Consider the following 18536-nt stretch of genomic DNA (forward strand, 5'->3'; position numbering starts at 1 on the left):
ATGCGCTGTCGCTGTTCCCGGGGGAACAGCGACAGTGCCATATATGGGAAAGGCGGAATAAAATGGAACGAAAACCGGAATGCAGTGAAATTTGCCCGGTATGCGGGTTTCGGCTGGTATTTGAAGAGGGCATATGTTATTGCCCGTGCGAATACTGCGGGTATAAATGCGACAAATGCAAGAAGGAAGAGGAAGAAAAGCAACAATAAAGGATAAGGAGGTGGCAAAATGGCATATCGGTATGCATGCGCGGATTTCACGTTTCCTTTGCTTCCCCACGGGGATGTATTGAAACTGATTGGGATGATGGGGTTTGACGGGGTCGACGTGGGATTGTTTGAAGAACGTTCACACCTGCGGCCCTCCGGGGAATTTTGCGCCCCGGCGTCAAGCGGCGCGGAGCTTAAAAAAAAGGCAGGCGACGCGGGAATTGTGGTGGCGGACGCTTTCCTGCAAAGCGCGTTTGATTTTTCAGTGCGCGCGGCGAACCATCCCTCAAAAGCGATACGGGAAGAGGAACGAATCCGGTTCCGCAAGCTGATGGAGTATGCGTCCGCGGCGGGAAGCGGGCACATTACATGCCTGCCCGGCGTGGCGTTTGAAGGAGAGGCATATGAAACCTCCTATGGCCGCGCGTTGGAAGAATTGGCATGGCGTGTGGAACAGGCCAGGGAAGCGGGATTGGTGTTTGCGGTGGAAGCGCATTTGGGTTCGATTGCGGATACGCCGGACAGGGCCGGACAGCTTGTAGCCGATGTGCCGGGGCTGACCCTGACGCTGGATTACACCCATTTTACCAGGATTGGCATCGCGGATGAGGAGATTGCGCCGCTGATAAAATATGCCTCGCATTTCCATGCGCGCGGCGCGGCGGAAGGAAGACTGCAAACGGTGGTTTCCGAAAACGCAATCAATTACGACGCAGTGGTTGCGGAAATGGTCAAAACCGGATATCATGGATTTGTCGGGGTCGAATATACCTGGCAGGAATGGGAAGGCTGTAACAAAACGGATAATGTTTCGGAGAGCATCCTGCTCATGAGGCAATTGAAGGATGCCGAGCGCAAAGCGCAGGGAATGGAAGAATGAAAATTGTAATTGCCCCGGATTCTTTTAAAGGAACCATAACGTCAGGAGAGATATGCGATATTGTCGCGAAGGCGGTTATGCGCTATTTTCCGGAGGCGGACGTCGTAAAAATACCCGTTTCCGACGGCGGTGAAGGCATGGTGGATGCGCTGCTCGAAGGCGCGGGCGGCGAACGGGTAACGCTCGAAGTAACCGGGCCGGACTTTACCGTCGAACGGGCGGTCTATGGAATCCTGCCGGATGGCACGGCCGTGATCGAGATGGCCGAGGCCAGCGGGATTATGCTGGCGAAAATCCCCAGGCGGCCGATGGACGCGACCTCCCGCGGGACGGGACAAATGATCCGCGACGCGGCAAAGCGCGGATGCCGAAAGATAATCCTGGGAATCGGCGGCAGCGCGACAATGGACGCGGGGCTTGGGATGGCCGCGGCGATGGGCGTCCGGTTCCTGGACGGCAGCGGAGGGGAAGTGGAACCGACCGCGCGGGGGCTTGGCAAAATCGCACGCATCGACGCATCGGAAATCCCACAGGAGCTGCACGAGGCCGAGATACTGATTGCGAGCGATGTGAAGAACCCGGCGTGCGGGGAAATGGGCTCGGCCCATGTGTTTGGGAAACAAAAGGGAGCGTCGCAGCAGGACATCATGGAAATCGACGGATGGATCGGCCGGTTTTGCGGGCTGGTCCGCGAGGCGACGGGCAAAGACCTGCTCCATACGCCCGGAACGGGCGCGGCGGGCGGAATGGCGATTCCATTGCTCGCGTTTTTCGGGGCGAATATCGTGCCGGGAATCGACCTTGTCCTGGATGCGGCCGGTTTTGATGAAAAAATCTGCGGAGCGAACATGATTATTACCGGCGAGGGAATGCTGGACGGACAAAGCATGGAAGGAAAGGTGCCCGTCGGGGTCGCCCGGCGTGCAAAAAAAGAAGGGATTCCGGTCGTTGCGCTGGTGGGGGATATCGGGCCTGGTTATGCGCGTGCATACGGGGAAGGAATTACGGCGATTTTTTCCACCAATAAAGCGGCGGTGCCCTTTGAGATTGCGAAGCGGACGAGCAAGGAAGACCTTGCGCTGCTTGCGGAATCGTTGTTTTCTTTCAAGGCAATCCGGTAGGGACGGCCGGTAAACAGGAGGAATTCGTATTGAAATTAGCGAGAATAAAAACAGAAAAGGGAGTTTTTTATGCGGAGGTACGGGGCGAAAAAGCCCTGCTGCTGCGCGAAGCCCCCTATGAAAAAATAGAATACAGCGGCGAAGAACTGCCGCTTGCGCAATGCACGCTGGCAGTGCCCAGCGAACCCGGGAACATTGTGGCGGTAGGCCTCAATTACCGGAGCCATGCCGAGGAAATCAAAATGGAGCTGAGGGAGGAACCGCTGATTTTTTCCAAATGGATCAGCTCGATCCTCGACCCGGAAGGGACGATTATTAAACCGGACGTCTGCAAACAGCTGGATTACGAGGCAGAGCTGGCTTTTGTCGTGAAAAGGAAATGCAGGAAAATCAGGCGCGGGGATGCGGCGGACTATATTCTTGGCTATACCTGCCTGAACGATGTGACGGCGCGCGACCTGCAGGTGCCGGGCGATCAATGGGCGCGGTGTAAGGGCTTTGATACCTTCTGCCCGTTCGGGCCGTGGGTCGAAACGGAATTCGACCCGGAAAATGCGCATATCCGGGCAATCCTCAACGGGAAGGTCGTGCAGGACGGGAACACAAAGGATTTTATTTTCAATGTGTACGAGCTGCTGGAATATATCAGCGGATTCATGACGCTGTACCCGGGGGACGTTGTGACCACCGGGACGACGGGGGGCATTGGCCCGATGGAGCCGGGAGACGAGATATGCGTCGCGATAGACGGAATCGGAACGCTGAAAAACCGTATCGGGTAAGAAAAGGGCGCAGGACGTGTGCCGTATGGAAAAAGGATGGACAGCCGGGTTCAAAATCCGGGCATACGGCAGGATTACGAAATAAAAACACCGCGAAACTTCGCGGTGTTTTTTGTCCGTTGCCGTCCATTGGTTTTTCCGGAAAGCATTCCGGGCGCGTTTGCACGCTCATGCAATCCGCATTTGCTCTACCTTGTCCTGAAGCTTTTCCGCGCGGGTCTTGAATGCGATGGAAAGCCCGAGGAATATGCCGAAGAAAATCGCCAGGATGCCGATACACTGCCAGATCAACAGAATATCGCTTCCCGAAATTGCCTCCCGCAGCGCGGTTACGCAATAGGTAAAAGGCATGAACGGGTTCAGCACCCGGAAGAAATTCGGCACCAGCTCGAGCGGGAAGGTGCCCGCGTCCGACGTCAGCTGAAGGATCAGGAGCACAATGGCGATCAACCGTCCCGCGTCTCCAAACAGCGAAATCAGCATCTGTACAATGGCAATGGAGACAAGCGACATCACCACGATCGTAAAGAAATACATCCCGGCGTTGTTCGGCACGAGCCCGAGCGCCAGCACCACCGCCCCCACCAGTACGGCCTGCAGCACGCCCACGAATGCGTACGAAAGGAATTTACCGATTACGGCCTGTGCGCTGTTCGCCGCAAAACGCGGATCGGCCTTGGGTGAAATAATGAAGAACATCAGGATTGCGCCCACCCACAGGGAAAGCGGGATAAAGTAAGGCGCAAACCCGGTCCCATAATCGGGCACGGGGTTGATGGGCTGGCTGGATATAGCCACCGGATCGCTGATATAATCCGCCATCGCCCCGCTCGAATTCACAAGGTTTCCGTCGATATATGAAACGCCGTCCGCAAGCTTTTCAGAAAGTTCCTGCGACCCGTCGTTTAATTGCGCAACCCCATCCGTAAGGGCGGGCAGCTGGCCGTTCATCGTTTTGATTCCGTCGGCGAGCGTTACGGAGCCATTGTAAAGCTGCCGCGTTCCGGACGCCGCCTGGCGGGCGCCCGCTTCCAGCGCGTCACCGCCGTTTTTTAGCTGTGCAACGCCGTCCGCGAGGGCGGGCGTTTTTTCCGACAGCTGCCGCGCCCCGTCCGAAAGCGCCGCCGCCCCGTCCGAAAGCGTTTCGATTCCTTCGGCAAGCGCAGGGATATTGCCGGAAAGCTCGCTCATTCCGGCGCTTAATGTGCCGGAGCCCTCTCCGAGCTTTGCGGCCGCGTCCGCCGCTGCGTTTACGCCTGCTGAAAGCTGCGAAACGCCTGCCGCAAAGGCGGGGGAGCCGTCGGGCATGGCGGAATTGGCCGGATCGAGCGTATAGGAAAGGCCGCTAAGGCCGGAGGCCACATCGCCGAGGCCGCTTTTGGCCGCCTCAAGGCCTCCTGTAAGCGTGTCGAGGCTCGTGTGGTAAGAGGCTTGCAGCTGGCCGAGCGCCGCGTTGATATCGTCCGCGGAAGCCCCGCCCGCCGCCAGGGCCTTGATGCCGTCGATTGCGTCGTCGAAATCCGAGGTAGAGGAGGCCTCCGCGATCATCATATCGAGGCCGTCCGAAACATGCCCGGTTCCCGCGGCCAATTGGTCGACTGAGGATTTCAGCGTTCCCGTTCCACTCTGTACGGCCTGCGCGCCGTCGACAAGCGCGGGCATTTTCCCGTTCAAGGCCGCCAGTCCGTCGTTCAATTCGTTTGCGCCGGTTTCAAGGCGGGTTATGCCGCCGGCGAGCGCGCCGCTTTTTTCCGCAAGCGTGTCGATCCCGCCGGACACCCGGTCCGCGCCGTCCGCCAGCTGTGTGCTGCCGTCCGTAAGCGCCGGAAGCTGGCCCTGCAGGCTCCTGAGGCCGTCCGCCAGCTGTGCGCTGCCGCCCGTAAGGGCGGGCATATTGCTGTTTAAGGAACCAAGGCCGTTTTCCAGCGCGCCCGCGCCATCCGCAAGCTGCGTAACGCCTGCCGAAAGTTCGGGAATTTTGCCGTTCAGCGTGAGGATGCCGCCGTGAAGCCGGTCCGCGCCGTCCGCAGCCTCAGACAGCCCGTCCTTCGCGTCATAGAGTCCGTCAAACGCGCCCAGCGCATATTCCTTTGTAACCGAAGCGGATACCTTTTCCTTCAATTGCGTTTCCACATTGCCGCCGATCTGCGAGGCAAGGAAGTTTTTCGCCTGGTTCGAGGTATAGATAATTTCCGCCGTGGTGGGCGCGCCCGTTTTAGCGTTCACGACCTTCTGCGAAAAATCCTCGGGAATCGTGAACAGCGAATAATATTTCGTGTTTTCGAGCCCGTCCGCAAGGTCGTCCTGTGAAACAAACGACCATCCCACCTCGTTGTTGCCCTTAAGGTCGTCTGTCACCTGGCTGCCGTAATTCACATCTTCACCATTGAGCTTCGCTCCCTTGTCGAGGTTCAGCACCGCAACGGGAAGGTCGCTAAGCCGTCCGTACGGATTCCAGAACGCCGCGAGGTAGCACAGGCTGTAGAGCATCGGCACAATCAGTATCGCCACTACGGAAACGCGGATGAACCGGTTCCTGAAAATCCCGGATATATCGTTTCCGGCGATCTTTGCAAATTTCAACGCAAACACACTCCTTTTAAAATATGTACTGACTAGTCAGTACAATAATATTGCTTTATGTACTATTTGTCAACATATTTTTAGCGCCAAAACACGGAGAAAATTAAAATCAGGGAAGGAACTTTCAGGGGGAGTCCGCAAATAAAAAATGCGCGGGACCGCGCATTAAAAGGAAAAATAGTATGGAAAAAGCAAGGGAGGAACACGCGGCGCGCATCTGTAATGACCGGCGAAGCCGGGTTCTTTCCGGCTACTTATTTGTTCAGGATTCCATGCAGGTAATTTTGAATCAGCAGGCCGGAAATATCTTTTTTTTGCGATCCGGCCATCGCGCTGTAAACGGCGGCGGATACCATCGTGCCGAGGAAGCCGAACACCGCGGCGGCGGTCTCCTTTTCCGTCCGCTGTCCGGTTCCAAGGGTGCTGATGCATTCGCTGATCAGCTCCGCGTATTCGCTCAATTTGCCGCGCAGCAGGCGCTGGCGCTCTTCCTGGCCAAAGAGCTGGCTTAAAATCACCTTGACAAAATTTTCGTTTTTGCGTACGACGCGCAGCTGGGATTTGCACAACTCGGCAATTTTGTCCTCAGGGGAAAGCGGCCGTTCCAGTACTTTTTTCGCATCGTCGATCATATGCCCGAGCCCCGTCTGCATCACAAACAGGAACAGCTCTTCCTTGCTCTTGAAATGGTAATACAGCGTGCCCTTGGCCACCTTTGCCCGTTCCGCAATTTCGTCCATGGCCGCGCCGGTATAGCCCGATTGTGAAAATACGTCCACCGACGCCGCATAAATCGCATCCTTTGTTTTGTTCATGAAAACCACCCCGAAATTAATATTGACCGGTCAGTATAATTTCTTTATACCCCATCCGCGTAAAAATAGCAAGGAAAAAAGAATAGGATTGAAAAATATGGAAAAGAGGTATACAATGATTGGTATTGGAACAGACAGAAAGGCACAATATATGGAGCTGAAAATCGCCCCGCTGTTCAGCGGCTCGAAGGGGAACTGCATTTACATCGGCACGGAAAAATCCAAGGTTCTTGTGGACGCGGGTTATTCGTGTACGAAGATCGTGTCGGAGCTCAAAAAGGTCGATACCCATATGGAGGATATCGACGGAATCCTCGTGACGCATGAACACAGCGACCATATCGCGGGCGTGGGCGTAATTTCCCGCAAGTTCGATATCCCGGTCTACGCGAACGAACAGACGTGGTGCGAGATGGAAAAGCGCCTCGGCGACGTACAGGGAAAAAACATCCGGGTGATCGACGAAGAGGATTTTTATGTGGGGGAGTTGTGCGTCCAGCCGTACGAAATATCGCACGACGCGGTGCGCCCCTTTGGCTACAGCCTGACTGCGGGCGGGAAAAAGGTCAGTATCATGACCGACCTTGGCAGGGTCACCGAAAAAATACTGGCGCAGGTGGCGGGTTCGTCCATTGTGCTTCTGGAATCCAACCACGATGTTGAAATGCTGAAATGCGGGCCGTATCCTTATTACCTGAAACGCCGTATCCTTTCCACACACGGACACCTGTCGAACGACGACGCGGCTGAAACGGCAATGCGTCTCGCGGCGGCGGGGGTGCGCGGCATACTGCTCGGCCATCTTTCCGAAAAAAACAATTTTTACGAGCTTGCCTATGAAACGGTGTGCGGCTTTTTGCGGCAAAACGGCGTCGTAATCGGCAAGCATGTCGCGGTTGCTATGGCGAAGCGCGAAGGAGTCACCGGCATTTACGCCGCGGTATAAAATCAGGTAATTCAGGTAATAAGGAATAGTGAACAGGTAATAGGCGCTGAATCGGCTCCGCCGATGATCCCTGATAATGCGCGCGGCGCATTCCTTCTCTATTACCTATTCTTTATTACTTATTATTTAGTTAAAGGGGAGCAGGACCATCAAAATCAGGATCGTATGCGTCGGAAAGCTGAAGGAAGATTTTTATGAAAAGGCACAGGCGGAGTATGTAAAAATGCTCGGCCGTTTTTGTAATGTCGTAATTGACGAGCTGCCGGACGAACCCCTTACGAATGTGAAGGGGGAGAAGGCGGAGCAGGCTGTGAAGGCTGCGGAGGGGGAACGTATCCTTAAAAAATGCGAGGGCTATGTAATCGCCTGCGATGTGCGCGGGAAGCAGATGCCTTCCGAAACTTTCGCGGAAAAAATCGGCGGCCTGATGTCGGACGGAAACAGTACGCTTACCTTTGTGATCGGCGGATCGCTCGGGCTTTCGCCGGATGTGCTCGCCCGGGCGGACCTGCGGCTGTCCGTGTCACAGATGACGCTTCCGCACCGGCTCTTCCGCATCGTGCTTTTGGAACAGGTATTCCGCGCATTTAAAATCGTGAACCACGAAACCTATCACAAATAAATAATTTGTGTTTTCCGGCGTCCTTTTTTGGTTGAAAAAAATCCGATCTGTGTTACCATAGAAGGGAAGCCGCTATCCCCAAATAAACGGCGTACCGGGACGGCAAAAGTACCCGCGGCATAAAAGCAATTAAGTTTTCCGCACGTCCGGACCCCCGGGCGGCGGAACCTGTCATAAAGAGGCATCGGTAAAATTAAGTAACGGCCATGTGGAAAGCTATTTTGTCACCACAAAATGTATACGTGTACATGACGGCCGGGAAAGAGGGAACCAATGGGAAAATATCTTTTGGCGCACGACCTCGGGACGACGGGCGATAAGGCCGTGCTTTTCTCGGAAGACGGCACGCTTGTGCGTGCGGTTACGGCGGAATATAAAACGCATTACCTCGGCCACGGGTTCGTGGAGCAGGACCCGGACGACTGGTGGCGCGCGGTGTGCGGTTCCTCGGCCGAGCTGCTGAAATCCGTAAATCCGAAGGACGTTGCGGCGGTGTCCTTCAGTGGGCAGATGATGGGCTGCCTGTGCGTCGACAGGCATGGAAAGCCGCTGCGTCCGTCCATCATCTGGGCGGATACGCGTTCGGTGCGCGAAGCGGACGCCTTGGGCAAGGCATATGGAAAAACCGCATTCTACCGCACTTCCGGGCACCGTATTAGTTCATCTCATACAGTTACAAAGCTGATGTGGATAAAGGAAAATGAGCCGGAAATTTACCGGCAGGCCTATAAAATCCTGTGCGCTAAGGATTACATCGTTTTAAAGCTCACCGGGCGATTCGTCACAGACTATTCTGACGCGTCGGGCACGCTCGCGTACAACATCTGCGGGCATATGTGGGCGGAAGACATCATGCAGGCGGCGGGGGTGGACCGGGAAAAATTCCCCGATATCCTCGCCGCGGCCACCGTGGTGGGCGAGGTCGGCGAAAAAGCGGCGCGGGAAAGCGGGCTTCCGCGCGGGCTGCCCGTGGTGCTCGGCGGCGGCGACGGACCGTGCGGGCTGGTGGGCACGGGCGCTATACGTGACGGCACGGGCTATACCTATATCGGCACCTCCGCGTGGAGCAAATTCTGCCGCACCCGGCCGGTGCGCGACCCCGGTATGCGCGTGGTCACATGGAACCATGTGATCCCTGAATTTGTCGCCCCCACGGGCACCATGCAGGCGGCGGGCGCTTCCATCGCGTGGATGAAGGAAAATTTATGCGCGGAGGAACGCGCGCTCGCCGAAAAAACGGGGGAAAGCGTTTATAAATTTATCAACGAAAACGCGGCCAAATCAAAGCGCGGCGCGGGCGGGCTTTTGTTCCTGCCGCATTTGCAGGGCGAACGCTCACCCTTCTGGAACGTGGACGCAAAGGGCGCGTTCGTGGGCCTTACCATGCGGCACGGCGCAAACGACATGAAACGCGCGGTGTTTGAAGGCATCGCTATGAATATGGGCGTGATTTTCCATATCCTGCAGGAAAACAAAATCGGCCTGCAGGACAGTATGGTGCTGATCGGCGGCGGGGCGAACAGCCCCGTGCTGCGGCAGGCGATGGCGGATATCTATGAAATGGATATGCTCATTCCGGATAAGCTGGACGAGGCGACCTCCATGGGCGCGGCGATCATCGCGGGCCGGGGAGTCGGGCTCTATCAGGACTTTGACGTGCTGGACCGCTTCCTGTCCATCAAAGAGGTCGTGCATCCCGTGAAGGAAAACACGGAATTTTTCCGTGAACTGCGGAAGGTGTTCGAGGAATGCTATTTCGCGCTGGAAAAGGTAAACGAAAAACTGGGTCGGTTTGAATAAAGGAGGAGAATATGGACGGGATTCAGGAACTGGAACAAATGTGCGTTCAAATTCGCAAAGATATTGTGCGCGCAATCGGCGGCGCGGGGACGGGGCACATCGGCGGCAGCCTTTCCATCGTCGAGGCGCTTGTCTGCCTGTATTTCAGGGAAATGAACGTCGATCCCCAAAATCCGCAGATGGCGGACAGGGACAGGCTCGTGCTTTCCAAGGGCCACGCGGGCCCGGCGCTCTATGCCGTGCTTGCGGAAAAGGGATATTTCGACAGGGATTGGCTCGATACGCTGAATGAACCGGGCACCAACCTTCCCAGCCACTGCGATATGCTGCGCACCCCGGGCGTCGATATGACGGCCGGTTCGCTCGGGCAGGGGTTCGCGTGCGCGGTGGGCATGGCCAAGGCGGCGAAGGCCTGCGGCAGCCCGGCGCGCGTGTTTGCGGTCATTGGCGACGGCGAAAGCCAGGAGGGCTCGGTGTGGGAGGCCGCGATGTTCGCGGGGGCGCACAGGCTCGATAACCTCATCGCCTTTACGGACTACAACAACGCGCAGATATCGGGCACAGTCACGGAAATCCTGACATTGGAACCGCTCGAAGACAAATGGCGCGCGTTCAATTTTGCGGCGCGTACCGTCGCGGACGGGAACGACGTCGCACAGGTCGCGCAGGCCGTGGAATGGGCGAAGGAGCAGGACAGGCCCGCGATGCTTATCCTGAAAACGGTTAAGGGCAAGGGCGTCTCTTTCGCGGAAAAAGCGGGCGTGGGCAGCCATTCGATGACGCTCACGCAGGATGATATCGACGAAGCATATGAAGAATTGGAGGCGCGTGGCTGATGACAGAGATGAGAAAAGTATTCGGGGAAGCCCTCGAAAAGCTGATGCGGGAAAACGACAGGATTGCCGTGATTGACGCGGACCTCGGCAAATCGAACGGAACGTACTGCCTGCGGGAGATGTTTCCCGGCCGCGCGTTCGATGCAGGCGTGGCCGAGGCGGATATGGCGGGCATTGCCGCGGGCATGACCTCCTTTGGCTATATTCCCTTCATTTGCTCGTTCGCGCCCTTTGTCACCCGCCGCATTGCGGACCAGGCGGCCGTTTCCATCTCCTATGCGAAGCGGAACGTGAAGATCGTGGGCACCGACCCGGGCATCACGGCGGAAAAAAACGGCGGTACGCACATGAGTGTGGAGGATATCGGCATCATGCGCGCGATTCCCGGCTTTGTGGTGTTCGAGCCGGTGGATACGGAGCAGCTTCGGCAGTCCGTCCCGCAGGTCGTCGAATATGACGGCCCGGTTTATATCCGCATGTGCCGCAAGGAAACGCCGGACGTGTTCGGCCCGGATTACAGGTTCAACCTGTTTACGGCGGACGTGCTGCGCGCGGGCGCGGACGTCACGGTCGTTTGCTCGGGCATCATGGTCGAAACCGCGCTCGACGCGGCGGAGGCGCTCGCAAAAGAGGGGATCGGCGCGGAGGTTGTCAATTTACATACCATCAAGCCTGTGGATACGGAGACCCTGCTCCGGTCCGTGCGGAAGACGGGGGCCGTCGTCACGGCGGAAAACCACAGCATTGTGGGCGGGGTCTATTCGGCGGTATGCGAAACGCTCGCGCAGGAGTATCCCGCGCCCGTGGTCCCGGTGGGAATCCGCGACCGCTTCGGCGAGGTAGGGCAGATGGATTATTTGCGGCGGGCGCTGCATCTCGGGCAGTGCGATATCGTGGAGGCGGCCAGGAAAGCGGTGGGGATGAAAGGAAAGTGAACCGCGCCCACTATAGATAAGGAATACAAAAAGGCCCGGCGTTCGCCGGGCCCTTATTTGCAGATGTTCGTGAAGTTGTAGTTCCCGCTAAGGTTACTGCGGATAGGTTCCTGTCTTAGCGCCGTCAGTCCATGTGACGGTATCAACCGCAGCTGCTGCACCTGTACCTGTTAAGGTAACAGAGATCGTTCCGTTCATGCCATCGCCCAAAAGGCCGACCAATATTCCTTGGAACGTAGTATTATCGGCCGTCGCTCCGGACAAATCCAAATTGGTGATCGGTGCTAAAGGGACTGTGGGGGTCCTTGACATGCAGACCGCCGCAGCCGCCGTAGCCGCCGAATAAACCGACCTTGCGTTGGCGTTTGCAACGGACGTATTCGCCTCGTCGATGTAAGTCACCATGTTCGGGATGAGGATCGCCGCCAGAATCGCGAGGATCGCGATGACGATAATCAGCTCGATGAGCGTAAAGCCCTTTTTCTTCTTGTTGCGGTGGCGCTGAAATAATTGATACATAACAATAACTCCTTTGATAAAATAAATGGACAGACCCGTAAGGCTGCCCCGATGGGCGGCTGGTGGTATGCCGTAAGGCAGTGCCGCGCATGCATTACATACTCATATTTTACACGCAAAACAATACAAAGTCAATCAGGTATCCATTAATTTTTCGCATAAAACCGGGAAAAATCAGGTATCCGGCGGATACCTCGCGGGCAGGGTGACGAACTGGTCGATGAAATCCTTCCCGCCGTCCTTATCCCATTGCGCGAATTTTATTTCCCCCGTTTCGTCGAAGGCAATGGAGATTCTCCCGCCGTAGGGGAAACCCTCGCCAAGGCGGCCCGCGTCCGTGATATAGCGGAATTCCCCGTCGTCCCCGTCATAGGGGTCTCCCGCGCAGGTTGCGGCGTACAGCATCCCGTTATAATAAAGCTGTCTCGCATAGCTTGCGTACTGCGCCTTGCGGTATTCCACCGAAAATACGAAGACAGCGGCAAAAATGACGGCAACCGCCACCCCGATGCCAACCAGCGTATAAAGGAACGCCCTTTTCGACGCGTCCCGCCCGACGGAATCGTACTCAGATTTGGACGTAACGCTTCAACTCCTCTTTGCTGGCCGCGCGGTCAAGGGCGGCTTCCATGGTAATTGTCCCTTCCTTCACCAGCCGCGCAAGGTACATATCGAGGCTGATCATGCCGCTGCGCATGTTCGTCTGCAAAACAGACGCAATCTGGAAGGTTTTACCCTCGCGGACGAGGTTCGCGACAGCATCGTTCACCAGCATGATCTCAAATGCCGGGACGCGCCCCCTGCCGTCCACCCGGGGAATCAGCGTTTGCGTGATAACCGCACGCAGCACCGTTGCCAGCTGTGTCCGCACCTGTTGCTGCTGGTAGGGCGGGAATACGTCGATAATCCTGTCGATGGTCTTGGCCGCGCCGATGGTGTGCAGGGTAGACATCACCAGGTGCCCGGTTTCGGCGGCGGTAATGGCGGAGCTGATGGTCTCGAGGTCGCGCATCTCCCCCACGAGGATCACATCCGGGTCCTCGCGCAGCGCGCTGCGGAGCGCGGAAGAAAAATTTTCCGCGTCGCGGCCGATTTCGCGCTGGTTGACCATGCTCTTTTTGCTCGTGTGCATATACTCGACCGGGTCCTCGAGCGTCAGGATATGACAGCTGCGTTTTTCGTTCACTGCATCGATCATCGCCGCGAGGGTGGTGGATTTACCGCTTCCGGTCGGGCCTGTCACCAGCACGAGCCCGCGGGGGTAATCCGCAATCTCCGCGAAAATCTCCGGCAGGTTCAGCTCGCCGATGGTGGGAATATCCTTTTGCAGCAGGCGGATGGCGATTCCAAGCTCGTCCCGCTGCCGGAAAATATTGACCCTTTGGCGTTCGCCGGACGGCGTCTGGTACGAAAAATCGATATCGCCTTCCTCCGGGCGGCCGTCGTTGCCGCTTTTTTGCAGCATTTCCCGCGCAATCCCGGCGATTACCGGGGCGGTAAACACGGGCCTGTCATTAAGGCGTTTCAGTTCCCCGTTCCTGCGTACAATCGGGGGCTCGCCGCAGGCGATGTGGACGTCCGAACAATCCATCGCGCGCGCTGCGCCAATCAATTCATCTATCATAGGTAATTCCTCTCTATTCTTCCTCGGCGGTCGTAATGCGGTACAGCTCAAAAATATCGATCTTTCCGTCGCGCAGCAGGTCAAGCGCGTTATCCATCAGGAATTTTTGCTTTTTGGCCTTCAGGTGGGAAAGGATATCCTGCGTTTTTTTGTGGCCCACAACCATATCGCGGATTGCGTTGTCCGTTTTCACGATTTCATGCACCGCCGTCCGCCCGTAATGCCCGGTGTTGTTACAGGCGTCACAGCCCGTTCCGTAATACAGGGTGGGGATATCCTCCATCCCGAGGGAGTGCAGGTAAGCCGCGTCCGCGGCGGTCGGCGTATAAACCGCCCTGCATTTGGGGCAGATCAGCTTCACGAGGCGCTGCGCAACCACGCCCACAACGGACGAGGCCACCACGTACGGTTCAAGCCCCATATCCACCAGCCGCATAAAGGTGGACGCGGCGTCGTTGGTGTGCAGGCTCGACAACACAAGATGCCCGGTGATGGCGGCGCGCGAAGCGATATCCGCGGTTTCGGCGTCGCGGATTTCACCGATCATAATGACGTCCGGGTCCTGCCGCAGAATGGCGCGCAGGCCGGATGCGAAGGTAAGGCCCGCCTTGGGGTTCACCTGTGTCTGGCTGACGCCGGGAATGACCTTTTCCACCGGGTCCTCTACGGAAACGACGTTGACAAGCGGCGTCGCGATTTCCGCCAGGATGGAATACAGCGTGGTGGATTTACCGCTTCCGGTCGGCCCGGTCACCACGACAATGCCGCTCGGGCTGCCGATCAGCTTGTAAAAAAGCTCGATGTTCTCCGGCGTCATCCCCAGCTGCTGGATTTTATAAATGCCTGTCTTACTGTCCGTCAAAAGGCGCATGACGATTTTTTCCCCAAACACGGTGGGCATGGAGGATACGCGCACGCTGATTTCAGACCCCTCGACCTGTGCGTCAAAGCGCCCGTCAAGGGGCAGCCTGCGTTCCGCGATATCCATGTCCGACATAATCTTGATGCGCGTCACAAGGGACGCGTGCGCGGAAGGGGAAAGTTCCGTGATGTCCACAAGGTCGCCGTCAATCCGGAAACGCACGCGGGTCACGCTTTCATAGGGTTCGATGTGGATATCGCTGGCGCGTTTCAAATACGCCTGCTCGACGAGCGTGCTCACGAAACGCACAATCGGGGCGCTGCCCACACGGCCCTCGATTTCGGAAAAATCCTCGCTGGACAGCTGCTCGAGGCTCTCCGAAACCTCGCGTTCCCGGCTGATATCCTCGGCGATTTCATCCACCTGGTGCAGCGCGTAAAAGCGTTCGATTGCGCTTTCGATCTCGTGCTTGGGCGCGAGGGAGGTCTCGATCCTGCGGCCCTTGACAAGGCCAAGCTGGTTGATGGCGTCGTAGTTGAGCGGGTCGGAGGTCGCGATTTCAAGGACGTTTCCCTGCAATTTCACCGGCAGCACGGAATATTCCCGCGCCAGGCTTTCCGGAACCTCGCGGATCACCTCGTTGGGAATGTTGATGTGCTGCAAATGGATGCGGGGGACGTTCAGGCGCTGCTGCAGCGCGTCCATCAACTGCTCCTCGCTGACGATTCCGAGGTCGATTAAAATATCCCCCAGCCGCTTCCCGCCGGACTGCTTCTGGATATCGAGCGCGCTTTCAAGCTGCTGTTCGTTGATAATGCCGCTGTCTACCAGCAGCTCGCCGATCCTGATGTTCTTCATTCGTTTTAAACTCCCAAATTGTGGATTTTATTACGTTTTCCAGGCTGGCCGGGAAAGGAACCCCTTTCCGGGCGGCCCGGGCTTGATTCATTTACTGCAAAAATATCCAATCTGTGTTAAGATATGGAACAAGGTAAAGGGGCGGAGGCCGCTTTGCCGTACGCGTCCGCGAAAGGGAGGAACCGCATGCAACTGATACTTGCCATATCTTATATTTTTTTATTCGTTTTGGGGCTCGTAGTCGGCAGCTTCCTGAATGTGTGCATCTACCGGATACCAAAGGGGATTTCCACCTGCTCCGGGCGGTCCATGTGCCCCGCCTGCGGCAGCATGATCCACGGCTACGATAATATCCCTCTGCTCAGTTACCTTATCCTGCGCGGAAGGTGCAGGAGCTGCGGCGCGCGTATTTCGCCGCGCTATCCGCTGGTAGAGCTTCTCACGGGGGGCTGCTTCCTGCTGTGCGGAATGACCTGGGGCCTTTCCGCGGAAACCGTTATTTTCTGTATTTTTTCCGCCGTGCTGGTCACGGTTGCCTTCATTGACCTGGATACGCAGGAAATCCCGGACCGGTTCCATTTTATTATCCTTGGCCTGGGGATTGCCGCGCTGTTCCTGGTTCCGCAAACAGGCTGGGTTTCCCGCCTTATCGGCGCGGCCTGCGTCAGCATCCCCATGCTCGTGATTGCGCTTGCCACGGATGGCTTCGGCCTTGGGGACGTAAAGCTGATGGCGGTCAGCGGCTTCCTGCTCGGGTGGAAAAACATCGTTTTCGCCGCGCTTCTGGGGGCGGTTCTGGCCGCGGCCTGTGCGCTTACCCTGATCGCAATGAAGAAAAAAACCAAAAAGGATAAAATTGCCTTCGGTCCATACCTTGCTATCGCCCTGTTTGTCGCCGCGCTGTTCGGGGACGCCATCATCGGGGCATACCTGTCGCTGTTTTCGCTGTAACGGCCGCGTCAGGCCGCGCCCGCCGCATCCAGCGCCTCCTGCTGCGCCTGCTCCGCCGCCGCATCCAGTGCCGCATCTCCCGGCTGCGCCGCCGCATACAGCTCAAGCTGTATTGAAGTTGCGGACGGCTGGTCCGGGTTTGCAAGGTCGATATAAAATTCCGTCACCACCGTATAGGGAAGCTCGTAAAGCTGTTCGAGGACGTTCATCGTCTGGTCAAAATTCCCAGCGACCGTAAACTGCAGCGCCGCATGCGATAAAAATGCGGTCTGCGCTTGCTCCCCGTCCTGCCCGTCCTCCGCCGCTCCCGCGGTTTCGACGGCCTCGTATTCCCCGATGCTCAGCGAATCCAGCGTGACGCCCGCCCTGTTGCAGATGTCGCTCACCATATAATGGATATCGTAATTTTTCATGACCGGGGGAATTAACGCCCCGTTTTCCTCATATTGCTGCTTTAGTTCGGCAAGCGCCGATTCAAGCGTCGGTTTTACCGAAAGCTGCGTTTCCATTTCAAACCGGGACGCCTCGAGCTCCGCAAGCGAACGCTCCTTTTCTGCGTTGTCCTGCATAACCGGGTAAATCAGCAATACAAAAGGAACGACGGCAATCACAATTACCAGCAGGACAACCAATAAAATCTTTTCGCGTTTTTGCAATTTTTTCATTCTGCCGCGCCTCCTTCCGGAAGGACGCATGTGACGGAGAACACATAGCCTTCTTCGGGCGTTCCGTGGAAGCCCGGATATCCAACCGACCGGAAATAACCCGACTGGTCAAGCGCCTGAACAAAATCTGCCGGGGGCAGGTTGTCCGAGGTTTTACATTCGATGGTAAGGGTCGTGCCCGAAAGCGCAAGGCCGGTAAAAGTCACGCGGTCGGGCTTCACGGATAAAATATGATCGTACACGTCGCTGTTATACTGCGCGAATGCAACCAGCGCCGTGCGCGCGGCCTCCGCCGCTTCGTTATACCGGGTATACCCGGTGATCTGCGCCTGCAGTCCGTTTGTTTCCTGTATTTCCGCGGCATAATCGGCGATGTACCGGTCGGCGTCCCCGATTTTCCGGTCAAGGGAGGCGCCGCGCGCCGCCGTAAGGAAATACCCGCCGCCGACGCATACCGCAAGCACAATGAACACAAGGACCAGCACAAAACCGGAACTTACGGCTTTTGCGGCGGTCGGCGCGGCCTTCATATTTTGGAACATATTCACGGTTGTTTTCATATTTTTTTTCATTTTTCGAGCAGCGCCCCCGTCGCATAAGCATATTGGTGGAACAAAAATCCGTTCGGTGCGGATACGGAGGACGGGCAGGGCAGCAGGGAAACCGGGTGCCCCAATGCGGCGGAAATGTTCCCCGCCATTTCGGCGGTGGCAATATCGCCGGAAATAAAAATGGAATCGCAGGCCCGGCCCGGATATTTAATGGATTGGTACTGCATCATTTTGGAAATGTTCTGCGTGGCGGCCTCCGTTGCGGCGGAAATGTCGTAACGGTTTTCGACGACGGCGGCAAGCGCCTGCCTGCCCGGCATAACCGCGTCCGAACGCGTAAGGGCAATGTTGGGCTGCGCAAGCAGGGTAACGTGGATGCGCGAACTTCCCACGTTCGCGATAATGATATCGCCCCCGGAAAATCCGTTTCCCAAATGCTGCAGTCGGCACAGGCAATTCTGCACTACCGTATAACAGGACGGTTTTTTCCCGGCAAGGGAAAGGATTTCCGAAACGGATTCCACGAGGGAACGCTTCGCAAGGTAGGCCTGTACGCGGCAGAATGTGCTGCCGTCCCGGGGAAATACCTCCTGGATGGTATAATCGAGGATGGAATCATCCGAGGTCTGCGATTTATAAAGCTCGCCCTGCACAATGTTGCGCATGGCTATCGGATTTTTTTCGTAGGGCAGCACAAATTCATTGGAAATGACGTTGCTTTTGGATACCAGCACGTTTACCCTTCCGCCGGAAAAACCGGAAGCAAGAAGGCCGCGCACGGCCCCCGCCATAGCATTTTTGTCGGTTACGCCGTCCGCGTCCATATATTCCGGCAGGGGAGCGCTGGCAGCGTGGGTTATGGTAATTTCCCCGCCGGACGCCTTCCCGTTTACGGCGCGGATATAAAGGTTTGTAAAGTCTAAAGCAATCAATCGGTTCACCTCTCTTGCGGAGCGCCGTACCGGGAAGCGCATTGC

The 18536-nt window shown here is 56.8% G+C and carries 19 protein-coding genes; 10 read left to right on the forward strand and 9 right to left on the reverse strand.

Annotated elements, in window-relative coordinates; genetic code table 11:
* The first annotated feature begins 62 nt into the window (after window positions 1-62).
* Genes BBD38_RS14535 through BBD38_RS10970 form a run of 4 tightly spaced genes read left to right on the forward strand, consistent with a single transcriptional unit; the run spans window position 63 to window position 2992 of the window.
* Window positions 63-209, forward strand: coding sequence for a hypothetical protein (locus BBD38_RS14535; RefSeq protein WP_156738178.1), 147 nt, complete (start codon window positions 63-65; stop codon window positions 207-209).
* A 19-nt stretch (window positions 210-228) separates the two neighbouring features.
* Window positions 229-1089, forward strand: coding sequence for a sugar phosphate isomerase/epimerase family protein (locus tag BBD38_RS10960; protein ID WP_066688157.1), 861 nt, complete (start codon window positions 229-231; stop codon window positions 1087-1089).
* Window positions 1086-2210 (forward strand): glycerate kinase, encoded by a 1125-nt coding sequence (locus BBD38_RS10965; protein ID WP_066688159.1) that lies wholly within the window; start codon window positions 1086-1088, stop codon window positions 2208-2210. The genes BBD38_RS10960 and BBD38_RS10965 overlap by 4 nt, the downstream gene beginning before the upstream one ends.
* 29 nt (window positions 2211-2239) lie before the next feature.
* Window positions 2240-2992 (forward strand): fumarylacetoacetate hydrolase family protein, encoded by a 753-nt coding sequence (locus tag BBD38_RS10970; protein WP_066688160.1) that lies wholly within the window; start codon window positions 2240-2242, stop codon window positions 2990-2992.
* Window positions 2993-3160: 168 nt separating this feature from the next.
* On the opposite strand, the gene BBD38_RS10975 is transcribed toward BBD38_RS10970, so the two are convergent.
* Complete coding sequence (locus BBD38_RS10975; RefSeq protein ID WP_066688161.1) at window positions 3161-5575, reverse strand: YhgE/Pip domain-containing protein; 2415 nt, start codon at window positions 5573-5575, stop codon at window positions 3161-3163.
* Between the two features lie 254 nt (window positions 5576-5829).
* Window positions 5830-6390: a TetR/AcrR family transcriptional regulator gene (locus BBD38_RS10980; protein WP_066688162.1), complete on the reverse strand. Its 561-nt coding sequence runs from the start codon at window positions 6388-6390 to the stop codon at window positions 5830-5832.
* A 115-nt stretch (window positions 6391-6505) separates the two neighbouring features.
* On the opposite strand from BBD38_RS10980, the gene BBD38_RS10985 reads away from it, so the two are divergent.
* The 5 genes from BBD38_RS10985 (at window position 6506) to BBD38_RS11005 (ending at window position 11529) form a co-directional block, all read left to right on the forward strand.
* Entirely contained in the window at window positions 6506-7336 is an 831-nt protein-coding gene (locus BBD38_RS10985; RefSeq protein WP_172807823.1) for an MBL fold metallo-hydrolase, read from the forward strand.
* 160 nt (window positions 7337-7496) lie between these two features.
* Window positions 7497-7958, forward strand: coding sequence for a 23S rRNA (pseudouridine(1915)-N(3))-methyltransferase RlmH (rlmH, locus tag BBD38_RS10990; protein WP_330672304.1), 462 nt, complete (start codon window positions 7497-7499; stop codon window positions 7956-7958).
* Between the two features lie 273 nt (window positions 7959-8231).
* Window positions 8232-9758, forward strand: coding sequence for a xylulokinase (locus tag BBD38_RS10995; RefSeq protein WP_066688166.1), 1527 nt, complete (start codon window positions 8232-8234; stop codon window positions 9756-9758).
* An 11-nt stretch (window positions 9759-9769) separates the two neighbouring features.
* Window positions 9770-10594, forward strand: coding sequence for a transketolase (locus BBD38_RS11000; protein ID WP_066688167.1), 825 nt, complete (start codon window positions 9770-9772; stop codon window positions 10592-10594).
* Window positions 10594-11529, forward strand: a complete 936-nt coding sequence (locus BBD38_RS11005) for a transketolase family protein (protein ID WP_066688168.1) — start codon at window positions 10594-10596, stop codon at window positions 11527-11529. The genes BBD38_RS11000 and BBD38_RS11005 overlap by 1 nt, the downstream gene beginning before the upstream one ends.
* Window positions 11530-11622: 93 nt before the next feature.
* Here the strand turns inward: BBD38_RS11005 and BBD38_RS15090 are convergent, their stop codons facing one another.
* The 4 genes from BBD38_RS15090 to BBD38_RS11025 form a co-directional block, all read right to left on the reverse strand.
* On the reverse strand, window positions 11623-12048 hold the full coding sequence (locus BBD38_RS15090) for a prepilin-type N-terminal cleavage/methylation domain-containing protein (RefSeq protein WP_066688169.1): 426 nt from the start codon (window positions 12046-12048) through the stop codon (window positions 11623-11625).
* Between the two features lie 174 nt (window positions 12049-12222).
* A complete protein-coding gene (locus BBD38_RS11015) occupies window positions 12223-12510 on the reverse strand; it encodes a hypothetical protein (RefSeq protein ID WP_172807824.1) in 288 nt (95 codons plus the stop codon).
* A 106-nt stretch (window positions 12511-12616) separates the two neighbouring features.
* Window positions 12617-13672: a type IV pilus twitching motility protein PilT gene (locus BBD38_RS11020; RefSeq protein ID WP_066688173.1), complete on the reverse strand. Its 1056-nt coding sequence runs from the start codon at window positions 13670-13672 to the stop codon at window positions 12617-12619.
* A gap of 13 nt (window positions 13673-13685) precedes the next feature.
* Window positions 13686-15392, reverse strand: coding sequence for a GspE/PulE family protein (locus tag BBD38_RS11025; RefSeq protein WP_066688175.1), 1707 nt, complete (start codon window positions 15390-15392; stop codon window positions 13686-13688).
* 186 nt (window positions 15393-15578) lie between these two features.
* On the opposite strand from BBD38_RS11025, the gene BBD38_RS11030 reads away from it, so the two are divergent.
* On the forward strand, window positions 15579-16343 hold the full coding sequence (locus BBD38_RS11030; RefSeq protein WP_066688177.1) for a prepilin peptidase: 765 nt from the start codon (window positions 15579-15581) through the stop codon (window positions 16341-16343).
* Between the two features lie 8 nt (window positions 16344-16351).
* On the opposite strand, the gene BBD38_RS11035 is transcribed toward BBD38_RS11030, so the two are convergent.
* The 3 genes from BBD38_RS11035 to BBD38_RS11045 are packed head-to-tail and all read right to left on the reverse strand — an operon-like array spanning window position 16352 to window position 18491.
* The gene (locus BBD38_RS11035) at window positions 16352-17008 is read right to left on the reverse strand and encodes a hypothetical protein (RefSeq protein WP_066688179.1); all 657 of its coding nucleotides are present in this window, start codon (window positions 17006-17008) and stop codon (window positions 16352-16354) included.
* Window positions 17005-17580, reverse strand: coding sequence for a PilN domain-containing protein (locus BBD38_RS11040; RefSeq protein ID WP_066688184.1), 576 nt, complete (start codon window positions 17578-17580; stop codon window positions 17005-17007). Before BBD38_RS11040 ends, BBD38_RS11035 begins: the two co-directional genes overlap by 4 nt.
* A complete protein-coding gene (locus BBD38_RS11045; RefSeq protein WP_147568148.1) occupies window positions 17577-18491 on the reverse strand; it encodes a type IV pilus biogenesis protein PilM in 915 nt (304 codons plus the stop codon). The genes BBD38_RS11040 and BBD38_RS11045 overlap by 4 nt, the downstream gene beginning before the upstream one ends.
* Between the last annotated feature and the right edge of the window lie 45 nt (window positions 18492-18536).

The sequence above is a fragment of the Christensenella intestinihominis genome (genome assembly GCF_001678845.1).
Classification (GTDB): domain Bacteria; phylum Bacillota; class Clostridia; order Christensenellales; family Christensenellaceae; genus Christensenella; species Christensenella intestinihominis.